This is a genomic window from Flagellimonas oceani, assembly GCF_011068285.1.
In the GTDB taxonomy this organism is placed as follows: domain Bacteria; phylum Bacteroidota; class Bacteroidia; order Flavobacteriales; family Flavobacteriaceae; genus Flagellimonas; species Flagellimonas oceani.
In genome coordinates, this window is the sequence record NZ_CP049616.1 from 4459356 (window position 1) to 4479715 (window position 20360).

The window sequence follows — 20360 nt, forward strand, 5'->3', positions numbered from 1 at the left end:
CAGTTTATTTTAAAAATTCACTACACTTTCAAGAGCGTCATCAGCATCTTTGTGAATAAAATTTGCTTGGTAGTTGATCGTGGTTTTCAAATCGCTATGTCGATATAATTTTTGAAGCATAAGCGGGTGGATGCTATCGCCTGCAATATTGCCAAAGGAATGTCTGGCAATATGCATCGTTACTTTTTTCTGAATGCTTGCTCTTTTCGTAATTTTTTTTAGGTGGTCGTTGAATTTTTTGTTTGCTACCTTTTTCTTGCGGTAAATATCTTTCGCATCAGTTAAGTCTGCCTTTTTCATTTCTGGAAAGACAAAATCATCATCATTTACTTTGTCATCAATATATTGCAATAATATTCTTTCAACCTTAGCTGGAATCTTTAAGGACAATAACTTTGAGTTCTTGCTCATCCTGTAATGCAATCGCCCATCATAAATTTGGGACCACCTTATGAATAAGACGTCTGAAACTCTCATTCCTGCAAAATAGAAGCTAAACAACCAAATGTTCAAAGAATGCCTTTCCATATCAGTAAGCTCAGAAACATTTTCCAAAGCTTTTATCTCTTTACCAGATAGCCCTGTTTTGTTGGTTTCTGGAAACTTGATTTTAAATTTGCCCTTGCCAAAGGGATATATTTCTTTACTCACAACCTTGTCGCGAATAGCTCTGTTAAACAATAACCTTATTAAAACCATCACATTCATAGCTGTGGTTTCAGTTAATGAACAAGAACCTTTTAAATGAATTTTGAACTTTTTGAGAAATCGCTCATCAATTTCTTGGAAAGTAAGATGCCGGCCAGAGCTATACTTTTCTATATAACTCACCCAAGCTGAATCTGTAGAGTGGCGATTGATTTTCTTTTCAGCCTCTAAGGCTTCAAGATGCTCGTCAGCAAAATCAAAAAAAGTTAAGCTCGAAGTTGGCTTATATATTTCTTTTTTGATTTGTCGAGCAGTAGCAGCTTTATTATCAGTCTGTAGTGCAATAAGCCCTTTTCTGGCTTCGGATAGTTTGAAAGCTATCAAATTGTTCAGGCTTTCAGCTTCAGAATGCGATTTTTTTACCTTTAGATTTTTAGAGTCCCAATCCTCTAATTCAATATAATGGCCTATATGTTTGTAAGTTGAACGACGGTCTTTGGTTATTCTAATTGCAAGCGGATAAAGCCCTTTTGCGTTAGGCTTTTTGCGAAGAATTATTTTTGCACTCGTTGACATTTTGAACCTGGTTTAGATACGAAAGCCAAATCAGGTACAACATTTTGTCAAAAACTCACTCTAAAGATACTACTTTATTGGAACTTTTGGGTACAACATAGGTACAACAAATGTTGAAATCAACTGATATTAATTGACTTTAAATAAAATGATGGAAAACATAAACCATTGAAAATGAGTAAATTTATGTTTTATTAGTGCAATATATACCAGACTTAGGATCTAGTGCCGCAAGGCGTGGGGGTTCGACTCCCTTCACCCGCACAAAAAGCTCTTCAAGCACTGAGGAGCTTTTTTTATTTTATCTCGCCAAGTACAAATACCCTTGATACTCCAGGCCAAGGTCATCCAAAGAAACCAGATAAAAATATACCCCTTGCGGCAGACCGTTGTTTCGGTTGATCACAACATCACCCTTGTTGGCATATCCGGTGAACTCATCGGTGTAATTGTGCATTTCAAAAACCAGCATTCCGTTCCGGTCATAGATTCGGACCCAATTGTCGTTTGAAAGTGCGAGTTCATCAATGTTTAAAAAATCGTTGATGCCATCGCCATTCGGGGTAAGCAGATAATTATCCAAATCAGGAATATCTTCAGGAGCATTTAAGGTTCCAAAAGTTATGGCTTCATAATCATCAGGAATAAATGTAGTGGTGAAGGCCACTCCTTCCGTTAGGTTTCCGACCGCTCCAGTTCCCAGATTTTCCCATCGATTATTGGTTTTGCTCCATCCAACCACTGTAATTTCATCAACCGAGTTGGCCATGGCCGGCATTCGGCTGCGTTGGTTCCACGAAATTTGAATGGTCGATGGCACGGTGCCTTCCAATCGCCAAAATTCCGTAGGGCTTATTCGCATCAACATATTTTCTCTGGTATTGGTGCCAATGGATGTTAAATTAGCCGGGTCTGAATAAAAATAGGCACAATTGGCCGCTGTGTTGATGGATTCCGATTGTAGAATTAGTGCTCGCAATTGTTGGTCGTCGCCCACCGGGAAGATAAATTCCGGTTTGTTTTTTACAGAAACATAACCATCTACTTTACTGATGTTGGTGGTTCCTGTGTGAAACGAACCGTCATAAAAGCGAAGTGACACGAAGGCATCTGTTCTTGGTGTCTTTACGTCACCCTGAATAAAATTGATATTGTTTTCTGCTTCGAGGGAAACCTCCAATTGTAATCCTTCTTCGGTGAAGAACTCCAAGTCCATGAATCTGGGCGGGAAAAGTCCAGTTAAGCTGATGGACTGCAAGCTGTAAAACCCGGCAAGACCTTGATTGTCATCAAAAATGCCATCATTGGTTAGGTTTCCATGAAAACCGATGGCGCCCTGATCATGTATCTTTAGCATTCCCAAGTTTCGGGTGCCTTCCTGGGCAGGTAGGTTCAGGAACCATAATAAAAAGATGCCATAAATTGTTTTCATGGCTACCGCAGTTTATTTATTGTAAAACTTGAGTTGCCGCTGCCGTCCATCCGAACGGACCCTGCATTGGCCTCTCTATACGACAATATTGAGATTACATCGTTGGCATCCAGTTCCAGTATTTCGCTGCTGTGTACGCTGGAGTGATTGTGGCCATTTACGAATCGTATCAATCCGTTTGCACCCCATGCCCCAACGGCTGTGCCATTTACGGCAATCCTGATATTGACATTCGTGTCAAATTCGTTGGAGTTTAGAATACTGTCGTCTATCCCGATCAAGGCAATATTGGCCCTGATATCGTAGCGTCCAGCCTCTTTTACGACCAAAGTGTTACCACTGACTTGATATAAATTGGTGCCATCGTCCACATAATCTACTGATCCAAAAATGGGTACTTGAGTGTCGTTGACATTCAAGTTTGTTGAAGTATTGGTATTGGTCCATCGGCCCCCGTAGTTTACCTTGGAAATATGCAAAACACCATCGGTATCGGCTTTCAGAATCACATCGGAATGGGATGCTTGTTCCATGGTACGCACCCTCACACTCCCGTTCACATCTATGGATTGTGCGGGTGACGGGGTTCCAACACCCAGCCTATTATTGGTTTCGTCCCAGAACAATTGGTCGTTTTCTTGTTCCGGGGTGCCATCGGAAGCTGCAAAAAAGATAGAACCCGGTGCGCCGGTAAAGGTGATTTCCTGCCAAGCGGAACCGTTCCATATGTTCACTATTTGGTGTTCGCTGTCAGAGGTGTCGAACCATATATCGTTCAATACAGGGGATGTTGGCGGCAATGCTCCTGTGCTAACGGTTGTGTTTCGCACAACGGCCGTGGTACCTTTGTTATCGACTACCCTTATTTCTTGTGAAACGATGAATTGGCCCGACCCAACGAGGAGTACCGTTAAAAAAATATGTTTTAAGCGAGGCAGGCACATTCTCTGGGCATTATAATTTCTATTTTACGTATTGTACTTCAATAATGTCCCCAGCGTATATGGCCCAATCGTTAGGAGCCGTTCCTCCGGGCACAAGGGTCACTGTAGAAGTTGCAATGGTATAGTCTACATTGGCAATGAGCTTTACACCGTTACGATACACCCAAATTTGACTGAATGTGGGGAGTTCCGGGCTTCCGGTAAGAGGGTAGGCGGTTTGTCCGGCAGTTGCCGTAAAACTCTCTTGCCCGCTTTGTACCAAGCTAAGGTCGGCTGCCAAAAGTTTTTTTACGGCACCGGTAGCTTCGTCGCGTACAAGAATGGTGTAACCGGTTCCTGTCCCATGGTCGGATGCCGTGGTGGCGTCGGTAGAGGGTGTTTCGGTAGAGATCAACTCAATGCCATCCAAACCAAATACGTTTCCATCTACGTCGATAAAGGTGTCGTTGGTCAATGTGCCGCCCAATTGAAGGGTTGTGGTCGTAACATCGTCGGTGGTGTTGGAGAGCATGGTAACCCCATTCTGGGTTTGGATATACTTAATGGTACCTCTATTATCGATAACCCGTATGGCTCCTCCCGTAGTTGTGGTTCCAGGCACAATATCGGATGCCTTGGTGACATCTCCGCTCGTTTGTTGGGCACTCATCGTCCCAATGGAAAGCATTCCTGCAACAAGGAACGCAAAATTCATGGTTTTAAAAATGATTGAAGTTTTCATGTAAAAAGTATTTAATTAATGTGCGATTTATGCTGATTATTGAATTTGTACTATCCGGATTTCATCGTTGGCAAAGCAGATAACATCTGGTTGAAGCTCTATTAGATTGGGTCCTATGGCCGAAAAACCAATTTTTATACCGTTCCTGTAAACATCTATCTTGTCGGTGTCCGTAATGGTTTGTGGGGTAGTGAACTGGTTTTGGCCTTCCGATGCAGCTATTACACTCTCTTGCTTTTGGACCAAAGCATCCAAAGGAGTTTTGGTAAGCGCTCCTGTGTCGTCCAAGACGACCATTGTTGCGTTTGAAAGATCATTGTTTTCTTCAAGACCGGTAATGGTCAAGGTGTTGATGGCATCGGTCTGTATAGTGGTAGGCCGTACAAGTGACCCGCCCAATTGTACGGTATTTCCATTGACTACCGAAAGCCCATTGTTTCCCAGTGCGTTTATGTAGCCATTGTTTCTACATAGATTTCTCCATGAGTCACCTGAATACATAAATATGCATTGTGCATCCGTATTATAGACCAATGCGCCATTTAATGGGGTTATGGCGTTCATTTGATTTTCCGTGACTCTTGTGAGTACAAATACACGAGAGCTGCTTTCCAGTTCCAAAAGGGATGATGCGTCGATCAATTGTAGGTTATCCCCAATCTTGACCTGGGCATTGCCCTTTAGGGCTACCAAAAGAAAAGCAGTCAATATAATGGTATAAATGAACTTCACTATTTACAAAATATGTAAGTAAAATATTACATACATGAAAATAGAAAAAGTTTGGGCACAAAGGTTTTTTTTGTTGTGTATTGAGTTAAAATAGTTGATAAATATCTAAAATATAGTGTTTTAAGGTTTTTAAAGAGAGGCTTTTACCTCAATAACAAGGAGTCAAGTTTTGATTGTTTGAACTCAGATTTTTAAAATATAGGAAAGGATAAACTCAAGCTAATTCGAGAAAATCATTAAAAATAGGTGTATAAAACAATTTGGGGTTTTTGTTAAATAGAAGAATAATTGTAAATTTAAGACAATCAGATGTTTGGGATTACATAGACTCCAACTAAATTTTAGGGTATGGTAAAATTCATTGTTTATCGTTTGGCGGAGTTCAATTTTTTTTACAATAAAACATTATAATTGAAGTTTAATCATTGTAAAATATTGATATTTGTCAATTTTTTTTACAGTAAACCAAACTGCAACTAAACTAAATAGGCCAAAAGCTATGTACAAGGAAATATACTTGGTCGATGACGAAGACCTAGTGAATACCGTGAACGCTATTCACTTCAGAAGAATGGGTATGGAAGATAGGGTTAAAAGTTTTACTAATCCAGAACTGGCCCTAGACGACCTAAGGTATAGGGACGACCCAAAGGTAAAAACACTTATTTTACTGGATATAAATATGCCGGAAATGAGCGGATTTGAATTTTTGGAATTTATGATGCTCGAAGATTTTCCACAATCCAATGAGGTCCTGTTGGTGACCTCCTCCGAATCGGATTCGGACAAAGAAGAGGCCAAAAAATACGAGAAGTATGTAAAGGAGTTTATCACCAAACCTTTGCGCATAGAACATTTGGAGGATTATCTCCAAAGTGCAAATAAGTAAGCGCTCCGAAAAATAAGGTTGTTCTTTGGGCCAGGAAAAAAGTCCGTTAGCTTCAATTTTACCAAGATTCTGATCAGTGAAAAAACAACAGGGTTTAATTCATAACAAAATTGAAATTGTTGACGACAGAAACGATGTCGTATGGGCAATGGATGTTGATTATAAATTGACCGCTTTCAATTCATCGTTCAAGGCTCTCGTTGAAAAACTTGGATTTGACAACATCGTCAGCGGTATTGACCTGAAAGAAATTTACGCTTCCGGACGTTTTTTTAATCCATGTGACCGTGGATGCCAGCGTGCACTCGATCGTTACGCAACAACTTCAAAACACACTTTTGAAAGCAACGGAAGCGTGGTGGTGCACGAGTTTTCTTTCCAGCCTTTTATGAACAGCTCCGGGGAGGTCGTAGGGTGCTGTATTTGGCAAAAGGACATATCGCAGGAAGTGGACAACAACCACCGCATACTGGAGAGTGAAAGGAAATACCGTGAAGCTCAAGAAGTGGCCAATGTGGGTCATTGGAGCTGGGATATGAAAGAGGATAAAATTATTTGGTCCAACCAGCTTTTCCGCATTTTTGAGAAGGCCCCGGACAAGTTTGAAGCCACCTTTGAGGCCCTGTTGAATGCCATACATCCAGATGACCGTGATCTTTATAAAAACGATGTGGAGCTCAGCATTGCAGAGAACAGGATGCACGATATTATCCACAGGATCGTATTGGCCGATGGAAAAATAAGGTACGTCCACCAAAAAGGGAGAGCCTATTACGATGAACATGGAAAGCCCTTCCGAATGTCGGGGACTACCCAGGATGTGACCAAGGATATTTTGTCCAATCAACAGATCATGGAGCAAAACCACGAGCTTCAGAACTTTGTCCGTATTATATCGCATAACCTCCGTGGACCCATATCAAACGTTCTTATGCTGTCCAGAATTTATGAGTGGGGCAAGGACGAGATGAACGATGACATTGTCAAAAAGATAGAACATACCACCGAGGCACTTGATCAAACCATTAAAGATCTCCACCTCTCCTTATCATTAAAATCTGCCGATAAGGAAAAGTTCAGGGAAGTGTATTTAAAAGATGTGATGAAGGATATCGATGGCCTATTGGCGGATGAAATCTCAAAATACAAGGCCACAATCAATACAGATTTTACTAAAGTGGATTTGGTTTTTGGAGCTAAGAGCTACGTAGTGAATATTTTTTACAATCTTATTTTAAATGCCATTAACTACGCTAAAGAAGATGTTCCGGCCATCATCAGCATAAAAACTGAAGAAACTGTTGATGCGATTTCAATAAAGTTTACCGACAATGGGATCGGTATGGAACTTACACCCGAAAAAGAGCGAAAAATTTTTGACATGTACGGCAGGTTGAGCGGTGCCACCGAAGGAAAAGGTTTTGGACTGTATTTGGTTAAGACCCAAGTAGAGGCAATGGATGGTAAAATTGAAGTGGAAAGTGAAAAAGGTTTAGGGAGCACCTTTACCATTACCTTCCCCAACACCACCAAAACCTAAAAAGGCAATTTGCCCACATCTACATTTCCACCGGAGATAATGATGCCTATTTTTTTATTCTCTAGTTCTTCTTTCTTTTTTAACAAAGCAGCCAAAGCCACTGCACTGGATGGCTCACATACAATTTTTAGTCGTTCCCAGATAACCCGCATTGCCGAAACAATTTCTTCCTCTGTTACCCTGACAATTTCTTCCACATGTTTTTGAATGATAGGGAAGTTTCTGTCGCCCAGTTGGGTTTTTAGGCCATCGGCAATGGTATTGGTAGAAGAATTGGTTTCGATTTTTCCACTTTTTAGCGACCTGTAGGCATCGTCCACCTCAAAAGGTTCGCCGCCAATGGTCTTGCAATTGTTTCCAAAGTAATGGGCGGATAGCGCAGAACCGGCAATCAACCCACCACCGCCAACGGGCGTCACAACATAATCCAAATCCGGTTGAAGCTCCAACAGTTCCTTGCAAGCGGTTCCCTGCCCTAAAATCACTTGATCATCATTTGAGGGATGGATAAAAGTAGCTCCGTGTTCTTGTACGATTTTTTTAGATGCCTGTTCCCTTGCGTTCAAATTGGACTCGCATTCCACCAAAATTCCACCATACCCTTTTACGGCATCTTTTTTTACCTGGGGAGCGGAATCGGGCATCACAATATAGGCCTTGACCCCCAAGCTTTTTGCGGAAAGTGATAGCGCCTGTGCAAAGTTCCCAGACGAATGCGTTACCACACCATGCTCCTTTTGTTCGTTCGAAAGTTGCATTATGGCGTTGGCGGCCCCGCGCATCTTAAAGGCGCCCATTCGCTGGAAGTTTTCACACTTAAAAAAAAGATTGGCCCCGATCATCTCGTCGATAAGTCGTGAAGTAAGAACAGGAGTGTTGTGGATAAAAGGTTTTATCCGCTCGTGGCAATCAATTAATTGTTGTTTGTCCATAGGTTGCCTATAAAACGGGTTTGTGGAATTAAAACTCGTTGTAAAGATACTAATGCAACCTTAATTGTACGACCTTGCCTTTTCCTCTTCTTTTACCTTGGCAGAAACACCCTCCATGCCTAATTCGGGGATGACCAAAAGCGGGATTTGTGTGTGGAACGCCGTTCTTTTAATGATAGGTTCCCGGGTCATTTTTTCCATGTAGCTGTGCTGATAGTTCAGCATGGCCAACAAATGAATGCCCAGTTCCTTGGAAAATCTTTCCAAAGTGTGCGAAACCGAATTGAGCTCGGAAACCGTGTGCACGTAATGTTCCACACCGTTCAGGTATCGGCGTAGCATGTTCAGGTTGAATTGTTGAAGTTCCGTCAACGCTTTTATGCCATATTGCACATGAACGATGCGAACAGTGGCATTGAACATTTTGGCCATTTCCAAAATGGGTTCCAATTCTGAAGTGGTATAGAAGCGATTAAAATCCGTGGCAAATGCAATTTCCGTTGGTGTCATATAATCAAAATGATATGGAATGGCCAATATGGGGCACTTTTTGGTCGATTTAATGATCCTTACCGTATTGCTGCCCATAAACACTTCATCTACGCCCGAAGCTCCTTTGGTTCCCGTGATTACCAAATGGATGCCAAAGGTATCCACAATATCCTTCACCTCTTCCACCAATAGGTTAAAGGAAGAAATGGTCTCGAAACTATGATTGGGATTTCCATATTTGGCCTTGATCTTATCCACCGTTTTGTTCAACCCTCTTTCAGAATTTTCCCTGACGGCATCAACTATGCGGACTCCATCGATCATTTTGGCCATAAAGCGGCTGCTCGGTATTACCGGGGTATAGGTGTTCAACAAGTAAAAGGCACAACGCTTGTTGCGGAACAACTGCATGGCATAGTCAATGGCGTTCCATGCATTTTCCGAAAAATCCGTAGGTATCAATATCTTTTGCATCGGACTAAAATTTACGATGCGATAAAATTAGACCTATGGGCCAGGGGATACTATGACAAATATCAGGTTTGGGAAAACGGCCTAAAAACCCTCTACCATTTCAAGCAGTTTGCGCTCGTCCTTAATGCCGATTTTTTTACCGGAAGTATGGATCAAACCTTTCCTCTTAAATTCAGAAATGATTCTAATGGCCGATTCGGTTGCGGTTCCCACTACATTGGAAATATCTTCCCTGGAAAGCGTAAGCGCCAAAAACCCATCGGAGTCTTCGCCAAAATTATTTTTAAGGTACAGGAAGGCCTCCGCCATTCGCTGTTTTACCGTTTTTTGGGAAATGTTTACGATAACATCATCTGCCTCCTTAAGGTCATGGGCCATGTGGCGCAATACCTCCAAAGTAAAATTTGGGTTTTTTTGAAGCGTAGTATTGATGCTTTCTTTTGGAATAAAACAGACCTCCATATCGCTTACCGCGATGGCAGAAAGGTTGGTGCTCTCCTCCGAAATCACTGAGCGTTGGCCAAGTACCTCACCCTTGCTGGCCAATTTCACGATTTGATCCTTGCCGTTGGCACTTAACTTGGAAAGTTTGGAAACCCCGTTGCGAACACAATAGACACCATTGAGTTTTTCACCTTCCTCAAAAAGGGGCTCCCCTTTTTTAATGGTTTTTGTGGTTTTGGTATCAGAAACTTTTTTTAGCTCCTCTTTGCTCATGGCACGAAGAGAGTTAAACTGCCTGATGATACAATTTTCACACCTGCTTTCCATAGTGATCGGTTTACCTGAGTGACAAACTTAAGGGTTAAACATTTACAATTTACTGATAAATATCATGTTTTTAGGAAGAAGAGTATTACAATTTTGCATCAGGTAAAGCAAATGTGAAATGGTAGACTCGACATGTTATCATTGTGGGGACGAGTGCGGTAGCCGCAGCATTCAGTTTGATGATAAGGATTTTTGTTGCAATGGTTGCAAGACCGTTTATGAAATTTTTACATCGAACGGCCTGTCCACGTTCTACGAAATAGAGGGCAAGGCAGGAACCACACCCAACGACATTAGGCAGAAATACGATTTTTTGGACAACCAAGAAATCGTAGAGCGATTGGTGGAGTTCGACGAAGAAGGTGTGCAGGTGGTCAGCCTGAGCATTCCAACTATACATTGCAGTTCTTGTATTTGGGTTTTGGAAAACTTGAACAAGCTGCATTCGGCCATTAAAGTTTCCCAGGTAGATTTTCCTAAAAAAACAATCAGAGTAACGTTTAAAACTGAAGATTTTTCTCTTAAAGCGCTAGTTCTCCTTTTGGGCAGCATTGGATACGAGCCCTACATTTCTTTGGAGGAATACAACAAAAAAGAGAAAAGGGTAGACCGTTCCTTGATCTATAAATTGGGCGTCGCGGGTTTTGCCTTTGGCAATGTGATGCTGTTCTCCTTCCCCGAGTATTTTGAAGTCGAGGAATTTTGGCTGGACCAGTACAAACACGTTTTTCGTTGGTTGATGTTCGCCTTTTCCCTGCCCGTGGTGTTTTATGCCTCTAAAGATTATTTTGTGTCGGCCTACAAGGGCATCCGCTCCAAATTATTGAACATTGATGTGCCGATTGCATTAGGAATTTTGGTCCTTTTTTTACGAAGTACAGTCGATATTATTTTTGATTTGGGTTCTGGTTTTTTTGATAGCCTTACAGGCTTGGTGTTCTTTCTGTTGTTGGGGAAATTCTTTCAGCAGAAAACCTATGCCTATCTATCGTTTGAGCGGGATTACAAATCGTATTTCCCCATAGCCGTGACCCGTCTGAAGAAAAATGGGGAAGAGGAGAATATCCAGATATACAATATTGAAGTAGGGGATAGGGTGCTCATCCGCAGCCACGAGATCATTCCTGTGGATTGTATATTAATTAAGGGAAGCGCCGAAATCGATTACAGTTTCGTAACCGGCGAATCCGAAGCGGTTTTTAAAGAATCCGGAGAAAAACTGTTCGCGGGCGGTAAGCAACTCTCGGGAGTTTTGGAAGTGGAGGTATTAAAATCAGTTTCCCAAAGTTATTTGACCCAGTTGTGGGGCAACTCCGTTTTTTCGAAAGACAAGGCAAGTCAGTTCCAGACACTTACCGATAGCATTGGCAAACGATTTACCATCGCCGTGTTGAGCATCGCTACGGTGGCCACTTTTTTTTGGCTCATTGTTGACGCCAGCTTGGCGATGAATGTGTTTACCTCGGTATTGATCATTGCCTGCCCCTGCGCCATTGCCTTGGCAGCACCGTTCACCTTGGGCAATATGCTCCGCATTTTTGGGAAGTATAAATTTTATTTGAAGAATACCAACGTTATAGAACGTTTGGCAAAAATAGACACTGCAATTTTTGATAAAACAGGAACCCTCACCACCAATATCAAAGATACCATCCACTACGAAGGTATGGAACTAACGGAGGAGGAAACTGCACTTTTAAAAACAACTTTGAGGGCATCCAACCACCCGTTGAGCCGATCTCTATACGATATTTTAAAGTCCAATGCGATAATGACTTTGGAAGAGTTTCAGGAACACACCGGAAAAGGTATCGAGGGAAAATACAATCATCACTCCATAAAAGTGGGTTCGGCATCTTATGTGGGAGAAAGCAAAACCAATACTTTGACGAACACTTCGGTCTATGTAAGTGCCGATGAAGATGTGAAGGGACGGTTTGTGTTCAAAAACACTTATCGTGACGGAATGAGTCAAATTTTTGATGAACTGTCCACAGATTTGGAGTTGGGTATTCTTTCGGGCGATAACGATGGGGAAAAAGCCCAATTACAAAAAGTACTTCCCGAAAAGACGAAGATGCTATTCGACCAAAAACCAGAGGATAAGTTGGAATATATCAAAACCCTACAAGAAAAACACAAGGTTTTGATGGTGGGCGACGGATTGAACGATGCCGGAGCTTTGGCACAAGGCGATGTGGGATTGGCCGTTTCGGAGAACATCAATGTGTTTTCACCAGCTTGTGATGGCATTTTGGACGCGAGCAAATTGCGAATGTTGCCAAGGTTCATAAAGCTGTCCAGAAAATCGATGCGCATCATTAAAATGAGTTTTTTGTTGTCGCTCTGCTACAATGTAGTGGGACTGTATTTCGCCGTTACGGGGCAGTTGCAACCGGTCATTGCCGCCATTTTGATGCCATTGAGTTCCATCAGTATAGTGGTGTTCACCACAGTGGCGACAAATTATTTGGGCAAAGAATTAAAAAATCAAGAAAGCTGATATATGTCATTTTTTGAAGAATACCATCACAGTAGTTTTACACCTAAATTCAGGCAGGTATGAGTGTTATTTATGTGTTGTTGGCCATAAGCATAACGGTGGCCGTAATCTTTTTTGTAGCCTTTGTTTTCTCGGTAAAAAGCGGACAATACGATGATACCTATACCCCATCGGTAAGAATGCTGTTTGAAGATGAGGTGGTCAAGGACAAGGATAAATCAAACCTAAATAAAAAGGAAATCGAACAAACTAAAAGTACAAACCAATAAATATGGAAATACAACAGTTCCGTTACGATAACAAAATCGTACAAAAGTTCTTATACGCTACCATACTTTGGGGCGTGGTGGGTATGGCAGTAGGTCTTTTATTGGCCTTTATGTTTTTATTCCCCAATCTTACGGAGGGCATCTCTTGGTTGAGTTTTGGACGCTTGCGTCCATTGCACACCAATGCAGTGATCTTTGCATTTGTGGGGAACGCCATTTTTGCAGGGGTGTATTACTCCTTGCAGCGTTTGCTCAAGGCCAGGATGTTCAGCGATGTGCTGAGCAACATCAATTTCTGGGGCTGGCAATTGATCATTGTCGCCGCAGCATTGACCTTGCCCTTGGGATACACAACATCCAAAGAATATGCAGAATTGGAATGGCCCATAGATTTGGCCATTGCAGTGGTTTGGGTGATTTTTGGTTGGAACATGATCGGTACCATCTTAAAAAGAAGGCAAAGGCACCTGTATGTAGCGATTTGGTTCTACCTGGCCACCTTTGTGACCGTAGCCGTGTTGCACATCTTCAATAGTTTGGAATTGCCGGTAACTGCATTAAAAAGTTATTCGGTTTATGCCGGTGTGCAGGATGCCTTGGTACAATGGTGGTACGGCCATAATGCGGTGGCCTTCTTCTTGACGACTCCTTTCTTGGGGTTGATGTACTACTTTGTTCCCAAAGCGGCGAACAGGCCCATTTATTCGTATAGACTGTCCATCGTCCACTTCTGGTCGTTGATATTCATTTACATCTGGGCAGGTCCGCACCACTTGTTGTATTCATCCTTGCCTGATTGGGCACAGAACCTAGGGGTGGTATTCTCCATAATGCTGATAGCACCTTCTTGGGGTGGTATGATCAACGGATTGTTGACACTTCGTGGAGTGTGGGATAAGGTCCGTACCGATGTCACACTAAAATTTATGGTGGTGGCCATCACCGGTTATGGTATGGCAACCTTTGAAGGCCCAATGCTTTCCCTGAAAAACGTGAATGCCATTGCCCACTTTAGTGACTGGATCATTGCCCACGTGCACGTAGGCGCCTTGGCATGGAACGGATTCTTGACCTTTGGTATGATCTATTGGTTGGTGCCCCGAATGTTCAAAACAAATTTGCACTCCAAAGGATTGGCGAACTTCCACTTCTGGATCGGGACGCTGGGAATTGTATTGTACGCCCTGCCGATGTACGTAGCCGGGTTTACCCAAGCTTTGATGTGGAAAGAATTCAACCCAGATGGTACCTTGGTTTATGGTAACTTCTTGGAAACCGTTACCCAGATCATCCCAATGTACTGGATGAGGGCCATAGGAGGTTCCCTGTACATCTTGGGGATGTTCGTATTGCTTTACAATGTGGTAATGACCATTAGGTCCGGCAGCAAAGTTGAGGATGAGGCGGCAGAAGCTCCCGCATTGGAACGCGTTGCCAAAAGACGAGTGGCCGGGGAAACCTTCCACAACTGGTTGGAAAGAAAACCCGTTCAGTTGACCATCTTGGCCACTGTGGCCATTTTGATCGGTGGTATCATCCAGATTGTACCTACTATTTTGGTGAAATCCAATATCCCGACGATAACAAGTGTCAAACCTTATACGCCATTGGAATTGGAAGGACGAGATCTTTATATTAGAGAGGGCTGTGTAGGCTGTCACTCTCAAATGATACGTCCGTTCCGTAGTGAAGTGGAACGTTACGGAGAATACGCCAAGGCGGGAGAGTTTGTGTACGACCACCCATTTTTGTGGGGCAGTAAACGTACAGGTCCCGACTTGTTGCGTGTTGGAGGCAAGTACTCCGATAGCTGGCACTTGAACCATATGTACGATCCGCAAAGTACTTCGGCAGGTTCCATCATGCCATCCTACCAATGGTTGGTTACCGATGAACACGATCGCACCGATATCGAGGCCAAAATGGAAGCCATGGTACAACTGGGGGTTCCCTATACCGAAGAGGACATCGCCAATGCTCAGCAATCCATGGCAGAGCAGGCGGAGGAAATCGAGAAGAGCCTTTATACAGACCCAGAATTCGAAAGGACCTATGAGGCGGACAAGAAATACGCCCAAGAAAACGGATTGGATTTTGTGCAAATGCGAGATCGTGAAATCGTGGCCTTGATAGCTTATCTACAGCGATTGGGCACCGATATTAAGATTACTGATACAGCTGAAAAATAGAAAATGAAATTATGAATCAAGAGTCAAAAACCAGGACGCCACTAAAATAGACTTCCAAGTCTTGATTCTTGTATCTAAAATCTAACATAACCATGTTGAAATTTGTAAAAGAACATATGGAAACCATCGAGGGGATAGCCAACTATCCCATGGTTTCCCTGCTCATCTTCTTTGTGTTTTTCGTATTGCTGTTCTGGTGGGTTTTTACCGCCACCAAGGAGCACATAAGGGAGATGTCCGAACTGCCTTTGGATAACGATGATCAACAAAACAAACTATAATAGTATGAGCACAAAAACACCTTGGTGGATACGAGTCCCCTTTTTATTCTTTCTGATCTTCGGATTGATGGAATTCTTTATCGACTCTGGGGACAAACCGGCAATCATTGAATATCCCATCACACAGTTTTTTATGCTGTTGGTGCTGATGATCCTTATTGCCATAGAATTGATCTTAGCTTCTATTGAGAACATTATGTTCCAAACGCTTTCAGAAGAAGGCAAGGAACGTTACTTGGAGGCCAAAAGCAAAAAGTACGACTGGACATGGGCCAAAAACCTCATGAAGAAATTGACCAAGAGCCGCTCCATCGAGCGCGAGGGCGAAATTGTACTGGACCATAATTATGATGGTATCCGTGAGTTGGACAACGTATTGCCGCCTTGGTGGGTATACCTCTTTTATGGCACCATAATTTTCTCGGTGATCTACTTGGTGCGTTTCCATGTCATTGGGGATTACGATCAAGCACAGGAGTATGAACAAGAAATGGCAGCGGCGCAAGCAGCCATTGAAGAATATAAGAGAACCGCCAAGGATTTGGTCGATGCCAGTACCGTGGAGTTCCTTTCGGATGAATCCGACTTGGCCGCGGGAGAAAAAATCTTCCAGACCAATTGCGTGGTTTGCCACTCCCAAGATGGAGGTGGGGGAATTGGTCCAAACCTGACCGATAAATACTGGATATTGGGTGGGGGCATCAAAAATGTCTTTACCACAATTTCTGAAGGTGGCCGTGACGGGAAAGGAATGGTAGCATGGAAACAAACCTTAAAACCGGCCGAAATGGCCCAGGTGGCCAGTTATGTGATTAGTTTGGGCGGCACCACACCTGCCAACCCAAAGGAACCCGAAGGAGAAATCTGGGTAGACCCGGATGCTCCGGAAGACACCAATGGAACCGAACCTGAAACGGAAGAAACTGCTCCGGAAGAAATGGAGCAGACCACAGACTCGACAAAAGTTGCCATGAACTAGCCTTTTGGCACCATGGGCAAAAAATAGTTATCCAAAAAAAGAATGCGATGGAAGAGAACTTTAGGGATTCCATAGGCACGATCACCAAAGAAGGAAAGCGGAATTGGGTTTTTCCCAAGAAACCTAGTGGAAGGTACTACGATTACCGAAAGTATGTTAGCTACTTTTTACTGGTCTTCTTGATTGCAGCTCCCTTTGTCAAAATCAATGGGCATCAATTCTTGCTCTTCAATGTGCTGGATAGGCGCTTCAATATATTTGGGGTTCCATTTTGGCCACAGGATTTTCACCTTATGGTGATATCCATGATCATCGGAGTGATTTTCATTGCATTGTTCACGGTGGCCTATGGCCGTATTTTTTGTGGATGGATGTGTCCGCAGACCATTTTTTTGGAAATGGTGTTCCGCCGTATCGAATATTGGATAGATGGTGACAGGGGTGCCCAAATGCGTTTGGCCAAAGCACCGTGGACGGGCAAAAAAATCAGAAAAAGAGTGTTGAAGTGGATAATTTTCTTCATCATCTCCTTTTTTATTGCCAATGTGTTCTTGGCATACTTGGTCGGAAGCGACCAGCTTCTATCATACATTACCGATGGTCCCATGGCGCACTTGAGCACTATGATCCCATTGTTGATTTTTACAGGGGTATTCTACTTCATTTTCGCATGGTTTCGGGAGCAGGTGTGCATCATTGCATGCCCTTATGGTAGATTGCAAGGGGTGCTTTTGGACAATAAATCCATTGTGGTGGCCTACGACCACAAACGGGGAGAAGGTGAAAATGGACGTAAAAAGTTTAGAAAAAATGAAGATAGGGAAGCCCTCGGACACGGTGATTGCATTGATTGCCTCCAATGCGTGAATGTTTGCCCTACCGGAATCGACATCCGGAACGGAACCCAGTTGGAGTGCGTGAACTGTACAGCCTGTATTGATGAGTGCGATCATATTATGGAGAGTATCGATAAACCCAAAGGTTTGATCAGATATGCCAGTGAAGATGAAATCACAAAAAAGGAAAAGTTCAAGTTTACGCCGCGTATGAAAGGATATACCGCAATATTGATCGTGTTGACCGGTATTTTGGTCGGAATGTTGTTTATGCGGAACGAAATCGAGGCAAACATTTTGCGTTTGCCAGGGCAGTTGTACGAGCGCAAAGAGAACAACATCATCAGTAATGTGTACACCTATAAATTGGTGAACAAGACCACAACGGATATCGAAAATGTATCTTTTGAACTGATGTCGCACAAAGGAGAAATCAAAATGGTGTCCCAAGACAGCTTTACGGTTCCAGCAGAAGAATTGACAGAGGGAACCTTGTTCATCGAAATAAATGCTTCGGCATTGAACGGCGACAAGGATAAATTAAAGATAGGGGTTTATAGTGGAGATAAACTTGTAGAGACCACGGTGACCCAGTTTTTGGCACCTAGGAGTTATAATTAAAAAAGACAGCGATGAAAATAAATTGGGGAACAGGAGTTGTATTGGCATTTGTAGGTTTCATAACCTTCATTTTGTACTTCGTGGTTAGGATGAGTACCGATGATAGTGCCAATCACGATCTGGTAACGGAAGAATATTATAAAAAAGAATTGTCCTATCAGCAGGAGATAGACGCATCAAAAACGGCAACGGAAATGAATGCAAACCTAAAGGTTGAAAAAACAGATAAAGGTTTGATGATTGAGTTTCCCGAGCGTTTTGACCCAAAAAAAATAAGTGGAACAGTGTCCCTATACAGACCGTCTAACAAGCACTTGGATGCTAACTTTCCTATAAGTTTGTCCAATACACATTTGCTCATACCTGACAATCGCTTGGTGGACGGTCGCTGGGACATTTCCATAACATGGGAATACGAAGGTAATTCCTTTTTGCATAAAGAAAAACTGGTGTACTGATCATGTTGACCTCTGCTTTGGTTCTGGGACTTTTGGGAAGTTTGCACTGCTTGGGCATGTGCGGGCCGATCGCTTTTATGCTGCCTTTGGACCAACGGAACAATGTGAAAAAAACGGCCCAATTGTCCATTTATCATTTTGGGCGATTATTGGCCTACGGGATCATTGGGGTTTTATTTGGGCTTTTGGGCAAGGGATTGTCCTTGTTCGGCATCCAACAGAAGCTTTCCATTGGTATCGGAGTTCTCATGATTATTTTGGTATTGATGCCGGGAAAATACTTGAACGGACATAAATTGTTGTCTCCGGTTTACTCGATTATTGGCAAGGTGAAATCCAAATTGGGGTCCGAACTCAAGAAAAAGACACCCGACACTTTTTTGACCATTGGCTTTTTGAACGGATTTCTGCCCTGTGGCCTCGTGTATATGGCACTTTTGGGCGCCATTGCAATGGGCAATCCATTAGAGGGCGGATTTTACATGATGATCTTTGGGTTGGGAACCGTACCACTGATGTCATTGGTGGTCTACTCCAAAGGAATGTTCAGTACATCGATTAAATCCAAAATACAGAAATTGATACCGGTATTTGTCGTCATGATAGGTATATTGTTTATTATAAGGGGGCTGGGATTGGGAATACCCTACGTTTCACCTAAGCCAGCACCAACAAATTCAGTTACGGCAACCATAGAATGCCATCAACCCTAAAAATTTAATCCAAAATGAAAATAACATCAGCGGAAGAAGCGGTAGGAATTGTAAAATCAGGTGACCGAGTCTTTTTCCAAGGTGCGGCCATGACCCCTAACGTAATTATCGATGCGCTATGCGATAGGCATACGGAGATCAACGATGTTGAAATTGTATCCATACATACCGAAGGAGAGGCCAGATATACCCAAACGCCTTGCAATAAAAGCTTTAAGTTGAACAGTTTGTTTGTTGGAGGTAATGTGCGCAAGTTTGTCAACCAATTCCGAGGGGATTATGTGCCGATTTTTTTAAGTGAGATCCATCTGTTGTTCCGAAGGAACATTCTTCCTTTGGATGTTGCCTTTATTCAAGTTTCGCCACCCGACAAACATGGATATTGTTCTTTGGGCGTATCGGTGGATGTAACTTTGCCTGCATTGGAAAAGGCAAAGACCGTGGTGGCACAAATCAATCCAAAAGTGCCGAGGTCGCATGGTGATGGGATTATTCATATCAACAAGATTGATTTTGCTGTAGAGGTGGACTGCCCGATCCATGAACACGCGCCCACACCGATTGCCGAGGTCGAAAAGCAAATAGGCGGGCACGTGGCTTCTTTGATTGAGGATGGGGCCACACTTCAAATGGGAATAGGTAACATTCCAAATGCGGTGTTGGCCAATTTGAACAATCACAAAAAGCTTGGGATACATACCGAAATGTTTTCGGACGGTGTTCTTCCATTGATCGAAAAAGGAGTGATCACCGGTGAGGAAAAAAAGGTAAAACAAGGTAAGATCGTGAGCTGTTTTGCCGTTGGTTCCCGGGCTTTGTACGATTTTATAGATGATAATCCCCTTTGCGACTTTAAAGAAGCGGCATATACCAACGATACGGCGGTAATCCGTAAAAACCCAAAGGTAACCGCAATCAACAGTGCCATTGAAATAGATATTACCGGACAGGTCTGTGCCGATACCATTGGAAGTATGCAGTTCTCCGGAGTCGGGGGGCAAATGGACTTTATACGTGGCGCGTCACTGTCCAAGGGAGGAAAACCTATTTTTGCCATGCCATCCATTACCCATAAGGGCGTTTCCAAAATAACCCCATACCTTAAAGAGGGTGCGGGAGTTACGACAACTAGGGCCCACGTACATTATGTGGCCACCGAACACGGTGTTGTGGATCTATATGGCAAAAACTTGCAGCAGCGTGCCAAGGCATTGATTTCCATTGCGCATCCGGACCACAGGGAAAGTTTGGAAAAAGCCGCTTACGAAAGATTCAACGGGTAGAAAACACAAAAAGGCATAAAAAGGGCCGATCGTACGATCGGCCCTTTTTGTTTGAATTACATGAAACCAATCAAAAT

19 protein-coding genes are annotated in these 20360 nt (G+C 42.9%); 11 read left to right on the forward strand and 8 right to left on the reverse strand.

The genetic code is table 11. From position 1 onward, the window contains the following. Nucleotides 1–9: 9 nt before the first annotated feature. The 5 genes from GVT53_RS20235 to GVT53_RS20255 form a co-directional block, all read right to left on the reverse strand. Nucleotides 10–1224, reverse strand: coding sequence for a site-specific integrase (locus GVT53_RS20235; protein ID WP_166250249.1), 1215 nt, complete (start codon nt 1222–1224; stop codon nt 10–12). 301 nt (nt 1225–1525) lie between these two features. After that, nucleotides 1526–2656 (reverse strand): gliding motility-associated C-terminal domain-containing protein, encoded by a 1131-nt coding sequence (locus tag GVT53_RS20240; protein ID WP_166250250.1) that lies wholly within the window; start codon nt 2654–2656, stop codon nt 1526–1528. 2 nt (nt 2657–2658) lie between these two features. Further along, nucleotides 2659–3600: a hypothetical protein gene (locus GVT53_RS20245; RefSeq protein ID WP_166250251.1), complete on the reverse strand. Its 942-nt coding sequence runs from the start codon at nt 3598–3600 to the stop codon at nt 2659–2661. 19 nt (nt 3601–3619) lie between these two features. Then, nucleotides 3620–4321 carry a hypothetical protein gene (locus GVT53_RS20250; RefSeq protein WP_166250252.1) on the reverse strand — a complete coding sequence of 234 codons (702 nt, stop codon included), beginning with the start codon at nt 4319–4321 and terminating at the stop codon, nt 3620–3622. A gap of 36 nt (nt 4322–4357) precedes the next feature. Next, the gene (locus GVT53_RS20255) at nt 4358–5053 is read right to left on the reverse strand and encodes a hypothetical protein (protein ID WP_166250253.1); all 696 of its coding nucleotides are present in this window, start codon (nt 5051–5053) and stop codon (nt 4358–4360) included. Nucleotides 5054–5552: 499 nt separating this feature from the next. On the opposite strand from GVT53_RS20255, the gene GVT53_RS20260 reads away from it, so the two are divergent. Both GVT53_RS20260 and GVT53_RS20265 read left to right on the forward strand, forming a co-directional pair. Continuing rightward, nucleotides 5553–5942 carry a response regulator gene (locus GVT53_RS20260; RefSeq protein ID WP_166250254.1) on the forward strand — a complete coding sequence of 130 codons (390 nt, stop codon included), beginning with the start codon at nt 5553–5555 and terminating at the stop codon, nt 5940–5942. A 76-nt stretch (nt 5943–6018) separates the two neighbouring features. Next, a complete protein-coding gene (locus GVT53_RS20265) occupies nt 6019–7482 on the forward strand; it encodes a sensor histidine kinase (RefSeq protein ID WP_166250255.1) in 1464 nt (487 codons plus the stop codon). Here the strand turns inward: GVT53_RS20265 and GVT53_RS20270 are convergent. The 3 genes from GVT53_RS20270 to GVT53_RS20280 form a co-directional block, all read right to left on the reverse strand. Then, entirely contained in the window at nt 7479–8414 is a 936-nt protein-coding gene (locus tag GVT53_RS20270; protein ID WP_166250256.1) for a pyridoxal-phosphate dependent enzyme, read from the reverse strand. The two genes, GVT53_RS20265 and GVT53_RS20270, sit on opposite strands and share 4 nt — an antisense overlap. Nucleotides 8415–8474: 60 nt before the next feature. Further along, entirely contained in the window at nt 8475–9380 is a 906-nt protein-coding gene (locus GVT53_RS20275; protein ID WP_166250257.1) for a universal stress protein, read from the reverse strand. 81 nt (nt 9381–9461) lie between these two features. Then, nucleotides 9462–10151 (reverse strand): Crp/Fnr family transcriptional regulator, encoded by a 690-nt coding sequence (locus GVT53_RS20280; protein ID WP_166250258.1) that lies wholly within the window; start codon nt 10149–10151, stop codon nt 9462–9464. Between the two features lie 118 nt (nt 10152–10269). Here GVT53_RS20280 and GVT53_RS20285 point away from each other — a divergent pair, with 118 nt between their 5' ends. From GVT53_RS20285 to GVT53_RS20325, 9 genes are all read left to right on the forward strand, one after another. After that, entirely contained in the window at nt 10270–12654 is a 2385-nt protein-coding gene (locus GVT53_RS20285; protein ID WP_166250259.1) for a heavy metal translocating P-type ATPase, read from the forward strand. Between the two features lie 59 nt (nt 12655–12713). Next, a complete protein-coding gene (gene ccoS / locus GVT53_RS20290; RefSeq protein WP_166250260.1) occupies nt 12714–12923 on the forward strand; it encodes a cbb3-type cytochrome oxidase assembly protein CcoS in 210 nt (69 codons plus the stop codon). Between the two features lie 2 nt (nt 12924–12925). Then, a complete protein-coding gene (gene ccoN / locus GVT53_RS20295; RefSeq protein ID WP_166250261.1) occupies nt 12926–15112 on the forward strand; it encodes a cytochrome-c oxidase, cbb3-type subunit I in 2187 nt (728 codons plus the stop codon). 92 nt (nt 15113–15204) lie between these two features. Continuing rightward, nucleotides 15205–15393 carry a CcoQ/FixQ family Cbb3-type cytochrome c oxidase assembly chaperone gene (locus tag GVT53_RS20300; RefSeq protein ID WP_166250262.1) on the forward strand — a complete coding sequence of 63 codons (189 nt, stop codon included), beginning with the start codon at nt 15205–15207 and terminating at the stop codon, nt 15391–15393. Between the two features lie 4 nt (nt 15394–15397). After that, a complete protein-coding gene (locus GVT53_RS20305) occupies nt 15398–16372 on the forward strand; it encodes a cbb3-type cytochrome c oxidase N-terminal domain-containing protein (RefSeq protein ID WP_166250263.1) in 975 nt (324 codons plus the stop codon). A 47-nt stretch (nt 16373–16419) separates the two neighbouring features. Continuing rightward, a complete protein-coding gene (gene ccoG, locus GVT53_RS20310; RefSeq protein WP_166250264.1) occupies nt 16420–17829 on the forward strand; it encodes a cytochrome c oxidase accessory protein CcoG in 1410 nt (469 codons plus the stop codon). Between the two features lie 11 nt (nt 17830–17840). After that, complete coding sequence (locus GVT53_RS20315; protein WP_166250265.1) at nt 17841–18287, forward strand: FixH family protein; 447 nt, start codon at nt 17841–17843, stop codon at nt 18285–18287. 2 nt (nt 18288–18289) lie between these two features. Next, nucleotides 18290–19000, forward strand: coding sequence for a sulfite exporter TauE/SafE family protein (locus tag GVT53_RS20320; protein WP_166250266.1), 711 nt, complete (start codon nt 18290–18292; stop codon nt 18998–19000). Between the two features lie 14 nt (nt 19001–19014). Beyond that, nucleotides 19015–20283 (forward strand): acetyl-CoA hydrolase/transferase family protein, encoded by a 1269-nt coding sequence (locus GVT53_RS20325; RefSeq protein WP_166250267.1) that lies wholly within the window; start codon nt 19015–19017, stop codon nt 20281–20283. The last annotated feature ends 77 nt before the right edge of the window (nt 20284–20360 follow it).

Bases quoted from the DNA above. Each gene is read 5' to 3' on its own strand.
- ccoG (WP_166250264.1), top strand. From the start codon at position 16,420: ATGGAAGAGAACTTTAGGGATTCCATAGGCACGATCACCAAAGAAGGA.
- GVT53_RS20270 (WP_166250256.1), bottom strand. From the start codon at position 8,414: ATGGACAAACAACAATTAATTGATTGCCACGAGCGGATAAAACCTTTT.
- GVT53_RS20240 (WP_166250250.1), bottom strand. From the start codon at position 2,656: ATGAAAACAATTTATGGCATCTTTTTATTATGGTTCCTGAACCTACCT.
- GVT53_RS20260 (WP_166250254.1), top strand. From the start codon at position 5,553: ATGTACAAGGAAATATACTTGGTCGATGACGAAGACCTAGTGAATACC.
- GVT53_RS20320 (WP_166250266.1), top strand. From the start codon at position 18,290: ATGTTGACCTCTGCTTTGGTTCTGGGACTTTTGGGAAGTTTGCACTGC.
- GVT53_RS20325 (WP_166250267.1), top strand. From the start codon at position 19,015: ATGAAAATAACATCAGCGGAAGAAGCGGTAGGAATTGTAAAATCAGGT.
- GVT53_RS20285 (WP_166250259.1), top strand. From the start codon at position 10,270: ATGGTAGACTCGACATGTTATCATTGTGGGGACGAGTGCGGTAGCCGC.
- GVT53_RS20275 (WP_166250257.1), bottom strand. From the start codon at position 9,380: ATGCAAAAGATATTGATACCTACGGATTTTTCGGAAAATGCATGGAAC.
- GVT53_RS20315 (WP_166250265.1), top strand. From the start codon at position 17,841: ATGAAAATAAATTGGGGAACAGGAGTTGTATTGGCATTTGTAGGTTTC.
- GVT53_RS20245 (WP_166250251.1), bottom strand. From the start codon at position 3,600: ATGTGCCTGCCTCGCTTAAAACATATTTTTTTAACGGTACTCCTCGTT.
- GVT53_RS20235 (WP_166250249.1), bottom strand. From the start codon at position 1,224: ATGTCAACGAGTGCAAAAATAATTCTTCGCAAAAAGCCTAACGCAAAA.
- GVT53_RS20250 (WP_166250252.1), bottom strand. From the start codon at position 4,321: ATGAAAACTTCAATCATTTTTAAAACCATGAATTTTGCGTTCCTTGTT.
- GVT53_RS20300 (WP_166250262.1), top strand. From the start codon at position 15,205: ATGTTGAAATTTGTAAAAGAACATATGGAAACCATCGAGGGGATAGCC.
- GVT53_RS20305 (WP_166250263.1), top strand. From the start codon at position 15,398: ATGAGCACAAAAACACCTTGGTGGATACGAGTCCCCTTTTTATTCTTT.
- GVT53_RS20280 (WP_166250258.1), bottom strand. From the start codon at position 10,151: ATGGAAAGCAGGTGTGAAAATTGTATCATCAGGCAGTTTAACTCTCTT.
- ccoS (WP_166250260.1), top strand. From the start codon at position 12,714: ATGAGTGTTATTTATGTGTTGTTGGCCATAAGCATAACGGTGGCCGTA.
- ccoN (WP_166250261.1), top strand. From the start codon at position 12,926: ATGGAAATACAACAGTTCCGTTACGATAACAAAATCGTACAAAAGTTC.